Origin of the sequence: Sphingobium salicis subsp. salicis, assembly GCF_049472635.1 — a bacterium.
Taxonomy (GTDB): domain Bacteria; phylum Pseudomonadota; class Alphaproteobacteria; order Sphingomonadales; family Sphingomonadaceae; genus Sphingobium; species Sphingobium yanoikuyae_A.
In genome coordinates, this window is record NZ_JAYRCS010000001.1 from 2,853,874 (window position 1) to 2,869,011 (window position 15,138).

A 15,138-nucleotide genomic window follows, 5' to 3' on the forward strand; every position below is an offset into this window, starting at 1 on the left:
GCGCCATTAACTAAAAAAAGTGCGAACCGCCTCCTCGCTGAGTCTTTTGAGTCACACCACCCGATGATGAGTCTCACGCGACTCGCATGACTCAATATGTTGTGGCTACCCGCTTCGTTCTCCACCATCCTCGCAATCCTGACAGGGATGAGCGCTAAATCCCTGACCTTGACGGCAGACTCCTGAGGACTCAGTGCTGACGGACGAAACATATGGGGGTTGCACACATGGGTGTCATGGAACGCGTCGCACCGCGGCGGAAGAAGGCGGTTGCGCTCGCGCCGGCACCGGCGATCGAGGCAAATCGCCTGCTGCGCGGTGACTGTATCGCGGAAATGGCCAAGCTGCCCGACGGCTGCATCGACATGATCTTTGCCGATCCGCCTTATAATCTCCAGCTCGGCGGCGACCTGTTCCGCCCCGAAGGCGGCCGCGTCGATGCGGTCGACAATGACTGGGACAAGTTCGACACGCTCAGCAGCTATGACCGCTTCACCAAGGCGTGGCTGGCGCAGGCGCGCCGCATTCTCAAGCCCAATGGCACGATCTGGGTGATCGGCAGCTATCACAACATCTTCCGCGTCGGCGCTGCCTTGCAGGATGAGGGATTCTGGATCCTCAACGACATCATCTGGCGCAAGGCGAACCCGATGCCCAATTTCAAGGGCACCCGCTTCACCAACGCGCATGAGACGCTGATCTGGGCCAGCCAGGGCGAGGACGCCAAGTACACGTTCAACTACAAGGCGATGAAGACGCTCAATGACGAGCTGCAGATGCGCTCCGACTGGGTGCTGCCGATCTGCGGCGGCCAGGAGCGGCTGAAGCGCAACGGCACCAAGGCGCATCCGACGCAGAAGCCGGAATCGCTGCTCTATCGCGTGATGCTGTCCTGCACCAAGCCGGGCGACATCGTGCTTGATCCCTTCTTCGGCACCGGCACCACCGGCGCCGTCGCCAAGCGCCTGGGCCGCCAGTGGATCGGCATCGAGCGCGAGCCCGACTATATCGAGGTTGCCGAGGAACGCATTGCCGAGGCGCTGCCACTCGATGAATCCGCGCTCGCCATCATGCAGACCGCACGCCAGCAGCCCAAGGTCGCCTTCGGCACGCTGGTCGAGACCGGCTATCTCCAGCCCGGTTCGGTGGTGATGGACAGCAAGCGCCGCTGGAGCGCCACCGTGCGCGCCGACGGCTCGCTCGCCGTGGGCAGCGACACCGGTTCGATCCACAAGCTGGGCGCCACGCTTCAGGGCGCGCCGAGCTGCAACGGCTGGACCTTCTGGCATATCGAGAAGGCGGGCAAGCTCCACCCGATCGACACGCTGCGCCAGACCTATCTGCTCGCCAACGAGCCTTGATTTCCGTCCCCCGTTCGGGTTGAGGCAGCCATAGTTCTTCCAAGACATGGCCCCGACCCGTTCGGGGCGAACGGAGCTTTATGACCCTCTCCTCCATCCCCGCTGACGCCCGGCTCTACCTCAAGCCGATCTGGTTCGTGCCGAGCCCGATCGGCCTGGCGGACGGATCGGCGGCGCGGATGGGCAATGGCCTGATCTGGTTCCAGGCCTATGAGCTGACGGCGCGCCATGCCGGCCGCCGCATCGCGCGCGAAACCATCCCGGTCGCCGCGTTCGAGGCGATTACCGCCACCCTGCCCGATCCACTGGCCGAACGCGCCCGCCAACTGGCCGCGAGCATCTCCGCCCAGCGCGCGCCGCTCAGCCTTGGCGATCGCGTCATCCGCTTCGACGCGCCGCAGGCGATGGCGATCCTCAACATCACGCCCGACAGCTTCTCCGACGGCGGCAAGCATATGACCGACCCGCAGGCCGCGGCCGATGCCGGCTTTGCCATGGCGGCGGCCGGCGCCGCGCTGATCGATGTCGGCGGCGAATCGACCCGCCCCAAGGCGCCCAAGCTATGGGAGGGCGACGAGATCGCCCGCATCGTGCCGGTGATCGAGAAGCTCGCCGCAGCCGGCGTCGCCATGTCGGTCGACACGCGCAAGGCGGCGGTGATGGAGGCGGCGCTGGCCGCCGGCGCCCATGTCATCAACGATGTCAGCGCGCTGGAGCATGATCCACGCAGCCTGGAGGTCGCGGCCCGTGCCGGCTGTCCGGTGATCCTGATGCACGCGCCTTCGACCGGCGACGATCCGCACGACAATCCCAACGGCTATGCCGATGTCGTCACCGACGTGTTCGACTATCTCGATGCCCGCATCACCGCCTGCCTCGACGCTGGCATCGCGCGCGAGAAGATCATGGTCGATCCGGGGCTGGGCTTCGGCAAGAGCCTGGCGGACAATCTGGCGCTGGTGAACGGCCTTGCGACCTTCCAGGGGCTGGGCGTGCCGCTGCTCTTTGCCGGCAGCCGCAAGCGCCTGATCGGCGCCCTGTCGAACGAGGCACCGGCGCCAGACCGGCTCGGCGGTTCGGTCGCCCTCGCCTTCCGCGCGGCACAACTGGGCGCGCAGATGGTGCGGGTCCACGACGTCAAGGAAAGCGTCCAGGCGCTCCATCTTTGGCGGGGCCTGGCCGATGCGGGGCTGAGCGCGGTCTGACACCGCGCCCGGCCACCGCCATCCTTATTCGCTCAGGATGAAGTCGACGCCCGCCATGGCGTGGATTTCGGTGCAGTCGTAGATCGGCAGCACATTGGCCTTCACATCGACGATCATCTCCAGTTCGGTGCAGGCCAGCACGACGGCCTGCACATCCTCCTTGGCGATGTCGGTCAGTTCCGACTTCATGAAACGCTCGGAATCGCGGTTGATCTTGCCGACGGTCAGTTCGTCATAGACGATCCGGTCGATCCGCTCGGCCAGCGCAACATCGGCCGGCAGCAGCGACACGCCGTGCGACACCAGCCGCTGGCGATAATATTTCTCGGTCATCACGTTGCGCGTGCCGATCAGGGCGGCACGATCGATCCGGTCGGCCTTCATCCGCGTGCCGACGACATCGGCGATGTGGATGATGGGAATGGCGATGCTCGCCTGGATCCGGTCATAGATGCGGTGCATGCTATTGGCACAGATCAGCAGCGCTTCGGCCCCGCCCTGCTCCAGACGCTGGGCCGCGCCGATCAGGTGGCCCGATGCGCAATCCCAGTCTTCCTGCGTGATGCAACCGGAAACCTGCGCGAAATCGAGGCTTTCGATCAGCAGCCGCGCACTGTGCTGGCCACCCTTGGCCCGGTGGATCGCCTGGTTGATGATCTCATAATAGCGGGCGGTGGACGTCCAGCTGAGACCACCAATCAGACCGAGTTTACGCATGTCGCTCCCAATATGGGGGCGCCTGTCCGGCCCCGTGCGGGCCGGGCATGTCGGTGCCCCAGCCCTTCTTTTACGAAAGATGCCGGCTTCGACAAGTCAGGACGATCCACCCGCCCCGTCGACGGGGCGATCCGGCGCGGGTGGATCGGGTCACTTTAATGGGCCAGCGCCTTGACGATCTCCTCGACCATCTTCTTGGCGTCGGCCAGCAGCATCATCGTGTTGTCCATGTAGAAGACCTCATTGTCGACGCCGGCATAGCCGGCCCCGCCCATGGAGCGCTTCACGAACAGCACCGACTTGGCGTTGGCGACGTCCAGGATCGGCATGCCATAGATGGGCGACGTCTTGTCGGTCTTGGCGGCCGGATTGGTCACGTCATTGGCGCCGATGACGAAGGCGACGTCGGCCTGGCCGAATTCGCTGTTGATGTCCTCCAGCTCGAACACCTCGTCATACGGCACGTTCGCTTCGGCCAGCAGCACGTTCATGTGGCCGGGCATGCGCCCTGCGACCGGGTGGATCGCATATTTGACGTTCACGCCTTCCTTCTTCAGCAGGTCGGCCATTTCGCGCAGCGCATGCTGCGCCTGGCTGACCGCCATGCCGTAACCCGGCACGATGATGACATTGTCGGCCTGGCTCATCAGGAAGGCCGCATCCTCGGCGCTGCCGCGCTTGTAGGGACGGTCGACCGCCGCCGCGCCGCCGCCCGACGGGCCGGCTTCCGCGCCGAAGCCGCCGGCGATCACGCTGATGAAGCTGCGGTTCATCGCCTTGCACATGATGTAGGACAGGATCGCGCCGGAACTGCCCACCAGCGCGCCGGTGATGATCATCGCTGTATTGCCCAGGGTGAAGCCCATGGCGGCGGCGGCCCAGCCCGAATAGCTGTTCAGCATCGACACCACGACCGGCATGTCCGCGCCGCCGATCGGGATGATCAGCAGGAAACCGATGACGAAGCTCAGCGCCGTCACGGTCCAGAAGATCCAGGGCGACTGGTCGGTCACGAAATAGGCGATCAGGCCCAGGATCGCCGCCAGCGTCGCCAGATTGATGACATGGCGGCCCGGCAGCATGATCGGCTTGCCCGACATGTTGCCGTTCAGTTTCAGGAAGGCGATGACCGAACCCGAGAAGGTGATCGCGCCGATCGCGACGCCCAGCCCCATCTCGATGCGGCTGGCATTGTGGATCTCGTTCGTCAGCGGATCGAGAATGCCGAACGCGCCGGGATTGAGATAGGCGGCCGCGCCGACCAGCACGGCGGCCAGACCGACCAGCGAGTGGAAGGCCGCGACCAGCTGCGGCATCGCCGTCATCTCGATGCGACGGGCAATGATGAAGCCGATGCCGCCGCCGATGGCGATGGCGCCCAGGATTTCGGGCAGGCTCAGCACGTCATGGGTATAAAGGGTCGTGACCACGGCGATCGCCATGCCGACCATGCCCATGCGGTTGCCGCGACGGCTGGTCGACGGGCTCGACAGGCCGCGCAGCGCCAGGATGAAGAGGACGCCGGAAACCAGATAGGCCAGCGCAACGAAGGGCGAGACGGGCGCAAGCTCGTGCATCACTTGCGCTCCTTCTTCTTGTACATGGCCAGCATGCGTTCGGTCACGGCAAAGCCGCCGAAGATGTTGACCGATGCAAAGACCACCGCGACCAGCCCCAGAAGCTTGGCCGCCAGGCTACCGGCCTCCGCCGACGCGACCAGCGCGCCGACGATGATGACCGACGAAATGGCATTGGTAACCGCCATCAGCGGCGTGTGCAGCGCCGGCGTCACCGACCAGACCACATAATAGCCGACGAAGCACGCCAGCACGAAAATCGACAGGATGGCAATGAAGTCCATTCTAGTCCTCCCCACTTGTTTCGACTGCCCTGGCCAGGATCGCGGCTACGGCATTGTCCCTATCATTCATGATTGCGGCGGCCGGCAGACGCAGAACGGACAGTCCCCGTTCCGCAAACCAGCAGTCGCGTTGCTCATCCCTCATCGGCGCATCCCCTCTTGCATGCGCTTCGCCGTCGACCTCGATCACCAGCCGCGCCTCATGGCAGTAAAAGTCTGCCACATAGGGACCGGACGGGTGCTGACGGCGAAATTTCAGACCTTGCGGCCTTTGCCTCAATATCTGCCAGAGCAGGACTTCCGGCTTCGACATCGCCTTGCGCAACTGCCGTGCCTTGTTCGCCTGCCCTTGCAGCACATCATCCTCCCCTGGAAGGGGAGGTGGCTGGCGAAGCCAGACGGAGGGGTGTCCCGTTCATGACAGGGCGATACCCCTCCACCAGCCTGCGGCTGGTCCCCCTCCCCTTGCAGGGGAGGATGGGGACCATGGCCCGCATCAGCTTGCCAGCAGTCGTTCGTTGACGACCTTGCCCCCCTGGGTCAGGCGGATGGCGTTGCCGATTTCCTCGTCCAGCACCGGCGCATTCTTGTCCTTGTCCCAGAAGGCGGACAGGAAATTATAGAGATTGCGCGAGAACAGGGCGGAGGTGTCGGCGGCCAGGCGGCTGGGCACGTTGCGATGGCCAACGATCCTGACGCCGTGGCGCACGACCACTTCGCCGGCGACCGCGCCCTCGACATTGCCGCCCTGCTCGACCGCCAGGTCGACGATCACGCTGCCCGGTTTCATCGACGCGATCTGCGCGTCACTGATCAGGCGCGGCGCAGGCCGGCCGGGGATTAGCGCCGTCGTGATGACGATGTCCTGCTTGGCAATGTGCGACGACACCAACTCGGCCTGGGCCGCCTTATATTCGTCCGACATTTCCGTGGCATAGCCACCGGTGCCTTCACCCTCGATGCCGGCCACCTTCTCCACGAAGATCGCCTTGGCGCCGAGCGATTCGATCTGCTCCTTGGTCGCGGCGCGCACGTCGGTCGCGCTCACCTGCGCGCCCAGGCGCCGCGCGGTGGCGATCGCCTGAAGGCCGGCCACGCCCACGCCCATGACGAAGCATTTGGCCGCCGACACGGTGCCCGCCGCCGTCATCATCATCGGGAAGGCGCGGTCATATTCGGCCGCCGCGTCCAGCACCGCCTTGTAGCCCGACAGGTTCGACTGGGATGACAAGATGTCCATCGACTGCGCACGGGTGATGCGCGGCATGAATTCCATCGCCAGCGCCTCATAGCCGCCGGCGGCATAGGCATCGATCCGCGCCCGCTCGCCGAACGGGTTGAGGCCCGCGACGATCCACGCCCCCGCCGCAGCGCCGCCAAGGCTGGCCGGATCAGGGCCTTGCACGCCCAGCAGGATATCGGCACCCGCCAGCGTCGCGGCACGATCGCCAACGCTGGCACCGGCCGCCGCATAGGCGCCGTCAGCAATCGACGCCGTCGCGCCAGCGCCAGCCTCGACAGCCACGCTTGCGCCCAGCGCGATGAATTTCTTCACGGTCTCGGGCGTACCGGCCACTCGCCGTTCGCCCGCAGCCTGTTCCTTCAATATCGCAATTTTCATTATATCAGCATCCCCCTCCTATAGCGTCGACATGGCTCAGCTGGAGATCAGCAGCACGACAATCGCGGCGACGATGAGGCAGGCGATGGTGCCCCACTTCACGAAGCCGACAAACCCTTCATAGGTCTGGGTTGCGCTCTTGATGTTCCCGTCAGAAGCCATATCCGTTCCCCTAGTTATTACATCGTTGTGCAACCTCTTATCCTGTCCCCCCACCCCCCTCAAGCCGTAGGGGCACAAGAAAATCTTTACAGGTTAAGGGCGCTTTTACCCCCGGTGCCTAGGATGACCTCCTGTTTGCACAAGAGGGGTCCAGATGGTTCGCGAAGGCGTTCCCTTGCTGATGTTGATCGACGACGAGCCCGCGCAGCGCCGGCTGGTGTCCGCGCTGGCCGCGCGCGCGGGATGGCGGACCATCTTCGCCAGCGATGCCGAAACCGCCCTGGCGACGCTGGGCACGCAGGACGGCATGCAGCTCGACGCGGTCCTGATCGATCAATGGAGCCCGGATTTCGATCCGGCCGACCTGATCGGCGCCATCCATGCGCAGCGCCCCGCCCTGCCGATCCTGGTGCTGACGGCGCATAACAGCGTCGCCGTCGCGGTGCAGGCGATGCGCGCCGGCGCCACCGACTATCTCTCCAAGCCGATCGCGCCCGAACGGCTGCTCGCCGCGCTCAACGCGACGCTGGAGGGCAATGTGCGCGGCGAACTGCGCCCGCTCACCGAGAAGATCAGCGCCCCGCTGGCGTTCGAGGATGTCGTCGGCGCGGCGCCCCAGTTCCGCACCGCCCTCGCCATCGCGGCAAAAGCCGCACGCGCCCGCGTGCCGGTGCTGATCGAGGGCGAAAGCGGTGTCGGCAAGGATGTCGTCGCCCGCGCCATCCATGCCGCATCGCCGCGCCACAAGCAGGCGATGGTGACCGTCAATTGCGGCGCGATCCCCGCCAACCTCGTCGAATCAGAACTGTTCGGTCATGAACGCGGCGCCTTCACCGGCGCATTCGACCGCCATGTCGGCAAATTCCTGTCGGCCGACATGGGCACCATCTTCCTCGACGAAGTCAGCGAAATGCCGCTCGACGCGCAGGTCAAGCTGCTGCGCGTGCTTCAGGATGGCGAGGTGCAGCCGATCGGCGCGCGCCGCCCCGTTCATGTCGATGTCCGCGTCATCGCCGCCACCAACAAGAAGCTCAGCGACGAGATCGAGGCGGGCCGGTTCCGCGAGGATCTCTATTATCGCCTCAACGTCGTCCAGTTGACCGTGCCCCCATTGCGGGAGCGTATGGGCGACATTCCCGCCCTGTGCCGCCACCTCCTCGCCCGCATCGCGACCCAGCCGGGCCTGCGGGGCCTGGGCCTCACCGACGATGCGCTGGCGCTGCTGATGCAGCATGACTGGCCGGGCAATGTCCGCCAGCTCCAGAACGCCCTGTTCCGCGCCGCCGTGCTGTGCGAGGGCGATGCGCTGACCCCGCATGACTTCCCGCAGGTCGCCGCCCATATCCTGTCCCGCGGCGCCAGCGGTCCGCGCCAGCGCGCTGCCGCCACGCCGCCGCGCGAAGCGGCCGGCATCACCCTGTTCGAAGGCGACGGCCATGTCCGCCAGCTCGCCGAGATAGAGGCCGACGTCATCCGCCTGGCCATCGGCCATTATCGCGGCCGCATGACCGAAGTCGCCCGCCGGCTGGGGATCGGCCGTTCGACCCTCTATCGCAAGCTCGCCGAACTGGGCATCGACAACGCGGCCTGATCGCGGGACCAGGCGCCCTGCGACTGGGGCATATTGTCGCGGGGGTTCCGCTACGGCGTTGAATTATCCCCGCGCCTATGCTTTTGAACGGGGCATGAAAGCGCCCCTCCTCGCCGCCTGCTCCCCCCTCCTGCTGCTGGTCGCCTGTGGCCGCGCCGAACCGGTCGCGGACATGCCGAGCCAGGAGGAACTGGCCGCCGCCGCCAATGCGGCCGCTGCCAATGCGCTGGCCAACGCGCAAAAGGATGATGCCGGCGACAGCCGCAACTATGTGAATATCGACCATGGCTATTCCGTCACCATGCCCGAAGGCTGGATGAAGGATGGCGAAGCCAGCAATGCCGATGGCGTCGTCTATCAGGATCCCGGCGCGGGCGCCGACGTCCGCGTCTTCTGGCAGAAGAATGACAATGACCAGACGCTGCAGCAGATCGTCGAGGCGCTGTCCGACGGCGCAGAGGGCGTGGATGGCGATTTCATCGGCGAGAATGAATATCGCGGCACCGCCAATGACGGCGAAGGCAATAATGTCGCGCTGCGCCTGCTGAAACAGCCTGACGGCGCGATCGTCACCGCCACCTTCGTCTATCCCGAAATGCTGAGCGAACAATATCAGCCGATCGCGCAGGCTCTGCTCGACAGCCTGCGCATCTTCGCGCCCAAGGCCCAGACACCGGAGGGCCAGACGCCGGAGGGCGCAAGCGCCACCGCCACGCCTGCACCGGCCGCCAACGCCAGCAACTGACCGGCGGCTTTCGGCGCGGTCGTTCGTTTCCGTCCGCGTCGATCATTCCGAACCGCTGCCAGGAAGCCCAGCCCCTTGCCCCTGATCCGCCCCTTCGCCTCCGCCGACCAGCCGGGCATCCTCGACCTGATCCTTGGCATCCAGCGCGACGAATATGGCATCGCCATCACCGCAGCGGACCAGCCGGACCTCACCGACATAGCGGGCTTCTATTTGCCCGGCACCGGCGGCTTCTGGGTCGCGGAGGAGGACGGCCGGATCATCGGCACGATCGCGCTTAAGGATATCGGCCAGGGTCAGGGCGCGCTGCGTAAGATGTTCGTGGCGTCCAGCCATCGCGGCCGCGCCGCCGGCGTCGCCCAGGCCCTACTCGACCATCTGCTCAACGCGGCGGCCGACCGCGGCCTCGCCCAAATCTATCTCGGCACCACTGCCCGTTTCCTGGCGGCGCACCGCTTCTACGAGAAGAATGGCTTCGCGCTGGTCGAAGCCGACGACCTGCCGACCGCCTTCCCCAGGATGGCGGTCGACACGCGCTTCTACGAAAAATCGATCGAACCGGCGAAAGCCGGATAGATTACGGATTATCGGTGCTGTTGGCCTTAGCGCCCGGCACCGCTTCCTTGCTGGTCATCGCCACTGCCGGCGGTCCTTTCTGGATCGCGGCATTGAGCTGCGCGACTTCAGGACAGCTGCCCTTGCACAGATTCTGCGCCTGAGCGAGATTTTCCTTGGCCTTGGCGATCGCGCCCTTCTCGACCATCGCCTCGCCCTGGCCGGCGATCGCGGTCACGTCGGTCGGGTCGAGCAGCAACGCTTCCTTGTAGAGGCGGATGGCCTTGCCCTGCAGTCCCTGCGCCCGCGCCACTTCGGCCAGTTCGATATAGGCCGCACGGTTGCGCGGATCGACCGCCAGCGCACTTTCCAGCGCGTCGGTGGCACCGGTCAGATTGCCCGCCTTGCGCGCCGCCTCGCCCGCCTTCTGCCATTCGATCGATCGCGGTTCGATCTGGGTATCGGGGCGCTGGGTCAGGCCCACGCTGGAAACGGTGCTCAGAAGGACGGCAAGGGCAATCGAGGCCGGGGTGAAACGCATCAAAATCTCCAGCCATGTTTCAGGCATTGACTCAGGCCCGCAGACCGAAGGGCAAGTGTCGCTATTTTGCGCGCGCTTGTCCATGGCCTGTTTCAGGCGGTCCTCCGCAGCCGGGCGAAGTAGAAGCCATCGGTGCCGTCATGGCCGGGCGTCAGCAGCAGCCCATGGCCATGGGCGCGGCCCATATCCGCTTCGATTGGCTCGGCACTCCAGCCGGCCTGACGCGCCAGAAACGCATCCACCTGATCCCGCCCCTCTCTGTCGGTCAATGCGCAGGTAGCATAGACCAGCAAACCGCCGGGCGCCAGCAAGGGCGCGGCGAAATCCAGGATCCGGGCCTGTTCCGACACCAGCCGGTCGAGCCGCGCCTGGGTCAGGCGCCAGCGCGCCTCGGGATTGCGGCGCCAGGTGCCCGTGCCCGAACAGGGCGCGTCGACCAGCACGATGTCCGCCTGCCCCGCCAGCGGCGCCAGCGCGCGCGCCTCATGCCCCTGGTCCAGCAGCAGCCTCTCGATACAGGTCACGCCAGCCCGCTCGGCACGCGGCGCCAGCCGGTCGATCCGGTTGCGGATCGTATCGGCGGCGATCAGCCGGCCCTTGCCGCCCATTGCTGCGGCGAGCGCCAGCGTCTTGCCACCCGCCCCCGCGCACAGGTCGATCACCGTCTGCCCGGCCTGCGCCCCGCATGCCGCGGAAATCAGCTGACTGCCGGCATCCTGCACCTCGACCGCGCCGCGCTTCCACGCCTCGCTCTGCTCGACCGGATAGCCTTCGGGCAGGCGCAGCGCGTCCGGGATGCCGGCGATCGGCGTCGCGTCCGGCAATTCGGGCGCCACTTGCGCGGGCGTCGCCTTCAGCCGGTTGACGCGCAGGTCCACCGGCGCACGGCCCAGCAACGCATCCTGCTCCACCGGCGCGGCCAGCAAGGGCTGCAACCAGCCCGGCACCGCGCCAGCCGCCGCGCCCGTTTCACCCGGCTCGATCGGCAGCGGCGCATGGGCCGATCCGTCGAACAGCGCGGCCAGCTCCGGCTGCGCCTCGACCAGGCCGATCATCGCCGCGCGGCCGGTTTCGGGCCGATCGGCGACGCGGCGGATCGCATCATAGACATGGTCGCGCACCGCCCGGCGATCGCGCGACCCGGCATAGCGCCGTTCCTTGAAATAGCGCGCGATCAGCGTGTCCGCCGCCGGCCCGCCATCACGGGCGGCGGCAATGATCGCGTCCAGCAGGTCGATCGCGGCTTGGATACGGGCGGATGGAGTCATTTATACCTTCCCCCCTCCCTTCCAGGGAGGGGCTTGGGGGTGGGTGCCTCCGCAGGAGGCTCGCTCCGCTCGCTACCCACCCCTACCCCTCCCTTCAAAGGGAGGGTAATGAAATGGGTTAGCGCGTCGGATAGTTGGGGGCCTCACGCGTGATCGTCACGTCGTGGACATGGCTTTCCGACAGGCCGGCATTGGTGATCTGGACGAAGCGGGCACGCTCCTGCAGATCCTTGATGGTGCGGCTGCCGGTATAGCCCATCGCGGCCTTCACGCCGCCGACCAGCTGGTGAATGACATCCTTGGCCGGGCCCTTGAACGGCACCTGGCCTTCGATACCCTCGGGCACCAGCTTCATCTGGTCCTTGATGTCGGCCTGGAAATAGCGGTCGGCGCTGCCGCGCGCCATTGCGCCGACGCTGCCCATGCCGCGATAGCTCTTATAGGCGCGCCCCTGATACAGGAAGGTTTCGCCCGGTGCTTCCGCCGTGCCCGCCAGCAGCGAACCCACCATGACGCAGCCGGCGCCCGCTGCCAGGGCCTTGGCGACGTCGCCCGACGTGCGCAGGCCACCATCGGCGATCACCGGCACGCCATGCTTGTGCGCTTCATTGGCCGAATCCATGACGGCGGTGAGCTGGGGCACGCCCACGCCGGCGACGACGCGGGTGGTGCAGATGGAGCCGGGGCCGATGCCGACCTTCACGCAGTCCGCGCCGGCGTCGATCAGCGCCTTGGTCGCTTCGGCGGTGGCGACATTGCCGGCCACGACCTGGACATGGTTGGACAGCTTCTTGACCGCTTCCACCGCGACCGCGACCTGCTTGCTGTGGCCATGGGCGGTGTCGATGACGATCAGGTCGCACTCCGCGTCGATCAGCGCCTTGCTGCGCTCCAGGCCCTTGTCGCCCACGGTCGATGCCGCGGCGACGCGCAGCCGGCCCGACGCATCCTTGGTCGCCTGCGGATAGGTGACGGCCTTTTCGATATCCTTGACGGTGATCAGGCCGACGCAGTGATAATTATCGTCGACCACCAGCAGCTTCTCGATCCGGCGGGCATGCAGCAGGCGCATCGCCTCATCCTGGCCGACGCCGGCCTTGACCGTCGCCAGATTGTCCTTGGTCATCAGCTCGCTGACCGGCTGGCCGGGGTTCTCGGCAAAGCGGGTATCGCGATGGGTCAGGATGCCGACCAGCTTGCCGTTCGCCTCGACGACCGGAATGCCGCTGATCCTGTGGCGCTGCATCAGCATCTGCGCGTCGGCCAGTGTCGCGGTTGGCAGGATGGTGATGGGATTGACGACCATGCCGCTTTCGAAGCGCTTCACCGCGCGGACCGCATCGGCCTGCTCCTCGACCGTCAGGTTGCGGTGCAGCACGCCGATGCCGCCCAGCTGCGCCATGACGATCGCCATGTCGGCCTCGGTCACCGTGTCCATCGCCGACGACAGGATCGGGATGTTCAGCTTGATCGCCTTGGTCACATGGGTGGACGTGTCCGCCTGGCTGGGCAGCACATCGGATTCGGCGGGCTGCAACAGCACGTCGTCAAAGGTGAGGCCAAGGCGGATGTCCATGTGAAAGCCACTTTCTGCTGCGCGGGTCGGGCGGAGGGGAACCGGACCGCTGGGGATTCATGGCGGCCCATGTAACCATTAACCCGCAAAACGGCCAGACCCCTTGGGGATTTTCTTGCCGCCTTTCTTGCGATCCCGATCTTGGCCCTCGACCAGTCGCTACGCCCCCTGGCTGCCCCGCCCTCGATAGAGCAGATTGGAAAAGCGCGCCTGCCCGGCTCCCGATACGAACAGCGCCGGGCGCAGGCTCAGGAAGCCGTCCGCCAGATTATGATGATAGCTCGACACTTCATAGGAAATGATCTTGCGCCATGCCTTGCCGGCGCCGCGAATATGAAAGCTCGCGACATTGTCGTCATTCACGACCCGCAGCGAAAAACGGCCGCCTTCCGCCGGTCCGGGCGGCGGATAGCCCTGCTCACGCCCGACCTTGTAATTGTGCAGCGCGCCCACGTCCGACCCCAGGCCGACAAAATATTGGGGATTGTAGAAGAGCAGCAGCCCCGCCTGAGCGCCCCCCTCCAGTTCGACATCGACGCTCACCTCATAGGAACGATCCCCGGCGATGAAGGCCAATGGCGATGACTCCGCCGGCCCCTTGCCCTGCGCCTTCAGCACCAGCGCACCATCCCTGAAAGCGGCACGATCGAGATAATCCTTCTGCGGCGCAAAGAAGGCCAGCCGGCTCCCCATGTCGCTCGGCTTGAACGGGCCGGACAGCGCAAGCCCCGATCCGCCCGCGCGCCTGGCCGCCGGCATGGGCAGCGCCGCCGACAGGTCGCCGCCGGTCATGCGCGGCCAGCCATCCGCGTCCCAGACCAAAGGCTCCAGCAGCATCTGCCGTCCCAGCGTGCGATAGCCATTTTCATAGCCATGATAGGCGAGCCACCAATCGCCCGCCGGCCCTTCCACCGCCGTGCCATGGCCACGCGACCACCAGGGTTCGCCCGCCCGCGCCGTCCGCACGATCGGGTTATGTGGACAATTTTCCCACGGTCCGTTGATCGATCGGGACCGGGCGACGATCACCATATGGCTGGTCGGCGGCCCGGCCGTCCCGCCCTGCCCGGAAAACAGGTAGAACCAGCCATCCCGGCGCAGCACCTTGGGGCCTTCAAGTGCCGGCGCCTCGATGATCCAGTCCTCCGGGATCGGCCACCCCTCATAGACCTGCTCGATCGGCCCGTCCCGGCGCAGCCCGTCATCGCTGATCCGCACCCGCGCGCCGCCATTCAGGAACAGATAGCGTTTACCGTCCTCGCCCACCGCATGGCCGGGGTCGATATAGCCCTTGATGTCCATGTCGACGGGAGCGCTCCACGGCCCTTCCATCCGGTCGGCATGGACGACGAAAATCTTGCAGGGGATGGCCGGCCCCGCCGAAAAGCTGGGATCGGTCGGATTGAACACCGGAATATAGATGAAATAGCGGCCGTCATGCTTGGCGATGTCCAGCGCCCAGACCGAACCCAGAGGTGCGGTCAGCGCCGGCCCCACCGGCCGCCAGTTCACCAGATCGCGCGAATGCCAGATCACGACCGCCGGGAAATAGTCGAAGGACGAAAAGGTCGCCCAATAGTCGTCGCCATCCTTCAATATGTTGGGATCGGGCCGATCCCCCGACAGCACCGGGTTCAGAAAGCGGCCATTGCCAAGGTCCGCCAGCCGCTCGCCCTCGGCGCCATGGCGCCAGGCCGGTGCAGAGGCACAGCTATCCGACACCCTCGCCTCGCCCAGCCCCGGCATCGCCAGCCCCGCCGTCGAAGCCAGTCCCAGAAACATCGCGTCACGGCGGGAATGGGCCAAGATATTTCCCCAACATTGATGGTGTCCGGCCCCGCTTCTGGTCCGCTGGCGCATGCAACGCAATGGTCCGAAACGCAAAAGTACCGGAAACGAAAAAGGGGCGCGACCATCATGGCCGCGCCCCTTTTT

Annotated in this window: 15 protein-coding genes; 5 read left to right on the forward strand and 10 right to left on the reverse strand. The window is 65.9% G+C overall.

From position 1 onward, the window contains the following. Positions 1–227: 227 nt before the first annotated feature. Both VHN57_RS13910 and folP read left to right on the forward strand, forming a co-directional pair. A complete protein-coding gene (locus VHN57_RS13910; RefSeq protein ID WP_010336249.1) occupies positions 228–1,361 on the forward strand; it encodes a site-specific DNA-methyltransferase in 1,134 nt (377 codons plus the stop codon). Between the two features lie 80 nt (positions 1,362–1,441). Beyond that, on the forward strand, positions 1,442–2,566 hold the full coding sequence (gene folP, locus VHN57_RS13915; RefSeq protein ID WP_423284209.1) for a dihydropteroate synthase: 1,125 nt from the start codon (positions 1,442–1,444) through the stop codon (positions 2,564–2,566). Positions 2,567–2,590: 24 nt separating this feature from the next. Here folP and VHN57_RS13920 read toward each other — a convergent pair whose 3' ends face one another. From VHN57_RS13920 to VHN57_RS13945, 6 genes are all read right to left on the reverse strand, one after another. Continuing rightward, a complete protein-coding gene (locus VHN57_RS13920) occupies positions 2,591–3,283 on the reverse strand; it encodes an aspartate/glutamate racemase family protein (protein ID WP_004208001.1) in 693 nt (230 codons plus the stop codon). Positions 3,284–3,438: 155 nt separating this feature from the next. Further along, a complete protein-coding gene (locus VHN57_RS13925; RefSeq protein ID WP_037517256.1) occupies positions 3,439–4,860 on the reverse strand; it encodes an NAD(P)(+) transhydrogenase (Re/Si-specific) subunit beta in 1,422 nt (473 codons plus the stop codon). Then, entirely contained in the window at positions 4,860–5,144 is a 285-nt protein-coding gene (locus tag VHN57_RS13930; RefSeq protein WP_004208003.1) for an NAD(P) transhydrogenase subunit alpha part 2, read from the reverse strand. Before VHN57_RS13930 ends, VHN57_RS13925 begins: the two co-directional genes overlap by 1 nt. Position 5,145: 1 nt before the next feature. Next, on the reverse strand, positions 5,146–5,502 hold the full coding sequence (locus VHN57_RS13935) for an endonuclease domain-containing protein (protein ID WP_423284212.1): 357 nt from the start codon (positions 5,500–5,502) through the stop codon (positions 5,146–5,148). A 138-nt stretch (positions 5,503–5,640) separates the two neighbouring features. Continuing rightward, entirely contained in the window at positions 5,641–6,765 is a 1,125-nt protein-coding gene (locus VHN57_RS13940) for an NAD(P) transhydrogenase subunit alpha (RefSeq protein ID WP_423284214.1), read from the reverse strand. 36 nt (positions 6,766–6,801) lie between these two features. Continuing rightward, positions 6,802–6,927 carry an aa3-type cytochrome c oxidase subunit IV gene (locus VHN57_RS13945; protein WP_004208006.1) on the reverse strand — a complete coding sequence of 42 codons (126 nt, stop codon included), beginning with the start codon at positions 6,925–6,927 and terminating at the stop codon, positions 6,802–6,804. 154 nt (positions 6,928–7,081) lie between these two features. On the opposite strand from VHN57_RS13945, the gene VHN57_RS13950 reads away from it, so the two are divergent. The 3 genes from VHN57_RS13950 to VHN57_RS13960 all read left to right on the forward strand — a co-directional run bounded on the left by VHN57_RS13950 (position 7,082) and on the right by VHN57_RS13960 (position 9,839). Further along, on the forward strand, positions 7,082–8,518 hold the full coding sequence (locus tag VHN57_RS13950) for a sigma-54-dependent transcriptional regulator (RefSeq protein WP_010336244.1): 1,437 nt from the start codon (positions 7,082–7,084) through the stop codon (positions 8,516–8,518). Positions 8,519–8,612: 94 nt separating this feature from the next. After that, a complete protein-coding gene (locus tag VHN57_RS13955) occupies positions 8,613–9,263 on the forward strand; it encodes a hypothetical protein (RefSeq protein WP_038293072.1) in 651 nt (216 codons plus the stop codon). A 75-nt stretch (positions 9,264–9,338) separates the two neighbouring features. After that, positions 9,339–9,839 (forward strand): GNAT family N-acetyltransferase, encoded by a 501-nt coding sequence (locus VHN57_RS13960; protein WP_278987943.1) that lies wholly within the window; start codon positions 9,339–9,341, stop codon positions 9,837–9,839. Position 9,840: 1 nt separating this feature from the next. On the opposite strand, the gene VHN57_RS13965 is transcribed toward VHN57_RS13960, so the two are convergent. From VHN57_RS13965 to VHN57_RS13980, 4 genes are all read right to left on the reverse strand, one after another. Next, positions 9,841–10,359, reverse strand: a complete 519-nt coding sequence (locus VHN57_RS13965) for a tetratricopeptide repeat protein (protein WP_278987944.1) — start codon at positions 10,357–10,359, stop codon at positions 9,841–9,843. 92 nt (positions 10,360–10,451) lie between these two features. Beyond that, positions 10,452–11,627 (reverse strand): RsmB/NOP family class I SAM-dependent RNA methyltransferase, encoded by a 1,176-nt coding sequence (locus tag VHN57_RS13970; RefSeq protein ID WP_423284217.1) that lies wholly within the window; start codon positions 11,625–11,627, stop codon positions 10,452–10,454. 118 nt (positions 11,628–11,745) lie between these two features. Continuing rightward, positions 11,746–13,203 carry an IMP dehydrogenase gene (gene guaB / locus VHN57_RS13975; RefSeq protein ID WP_010336239.1) on the reverse strand — a complete coding sequence of 486 codons (1,458 nt, stop codon included), beginning with the start codon at positions 13,201–13,203 and terminating at the stop codon, positions 11,746–11,748. Positions 13,204–13,362: 159 nt separating this feature from the next. Continuing rightward, entirely contained in the window at positions 13,363–14,985 is a 1,623-nt protein-coding gene (locus VHN57_RS13980; protein WP_278985542.1) for a family 43 glycosylhydrolase, read from the reverse strand. Positions 14,986–15,138: the final 153 nt, after the last annotated feature.

Bases quoted from the DNA above. Each gene is read 5' to 3' on its own strand.
- VHN57_RS13955 (WP_038293072.1), top strand. From the start codon at position 8,613: ATGAAAGCGCCCCTCCTCGCCGCCTGCTCCCCCCTCCTGCTGCTGGTC.
- VHN57_RS13980 (WP_278985542.1), bottom strand. From the start codon at position 14,985: ATGTTTCTGGGACTGGCTTCGACGGCGGGGCTGGCGATGCCGGGGCTG.
- VHN57_RS13965 (WP_278987944.1), bottom strand. From the start codon at position 10,359: ATGCGTTTCACCCCGGCCTCGATTGCCCTTGCCGTCCTTCTGAGCACC.
- VHN57_RS13945 (WP_004208006.1), bottom strand. From the start codon at position 6,927: ATGGCTTCTGACGGGAACATCAAGAGCGCAACCCAGACCTATGAAGGG.
- folP (WP_423284209.1), top strand. From the start codon at position 1,442: ATGACCCTCTCCTCCATCCCCGCTGACGCCCGGCTCTACCTCAAGCCG.
- guaB (WP_010336239.1), bottom strand. From the start codon at position 13,203: ATGGACATCCGCCTTGGCCTCACCTTTGACGACGTGCTGTTGCAGCCC.
- VHN57_RS13910 (WP_010336249.1), top strand. From the start codon at position 228: ATGGGTGTCATGGAACGCGTCGCACCGCGGCGGAAGAAGGCGGTTGCG.
- VHN57_RS13930 (WP_004208003.1), bottom strand. From the start codon at position 5,144: ATGGACTTCATTGCCATCCTGTCGATTTTCGTGCTGGCGTGCTTCGTC.
- VHN57_RS13970 (WP_423284217.1), bottom strand. From the start codon at position 11,627: ATGACTCCATCCGCCCGTATCCAAGCCGCGATCGACCTGCTGGACGCG.
- VHN57_RS13950 (WP_010336244.1), top strand. From the start codon at position 7,082: ATGGTTCGCGAAGGCGTTCCCTTGCTGATGTTGATCGACGACGAGCCC.
- VHN57_RS13920 (WP_004208001.1), bottom strand. From the start codon at position 3,283: ATGCGTAAACTCGGTCTGATTGGTGGTCTCAGCTGGACGTCCACCGCC.
- VHN57_RS13940 (WP_423284214.1), bottom strand. From the start codon at position 6,765: ATGAAAATTGCGATATTGAAGGAACAGGCTGCGGGCGAACGGCGAGTG.
- VHN57_RS13925 (WP_037517256.1), bottom strand. From the start codon at position 4,860: ATGCACGAGCTTGCGCCCGTCTCGCCCTTCGTTGCGCTGGCCTATCTG.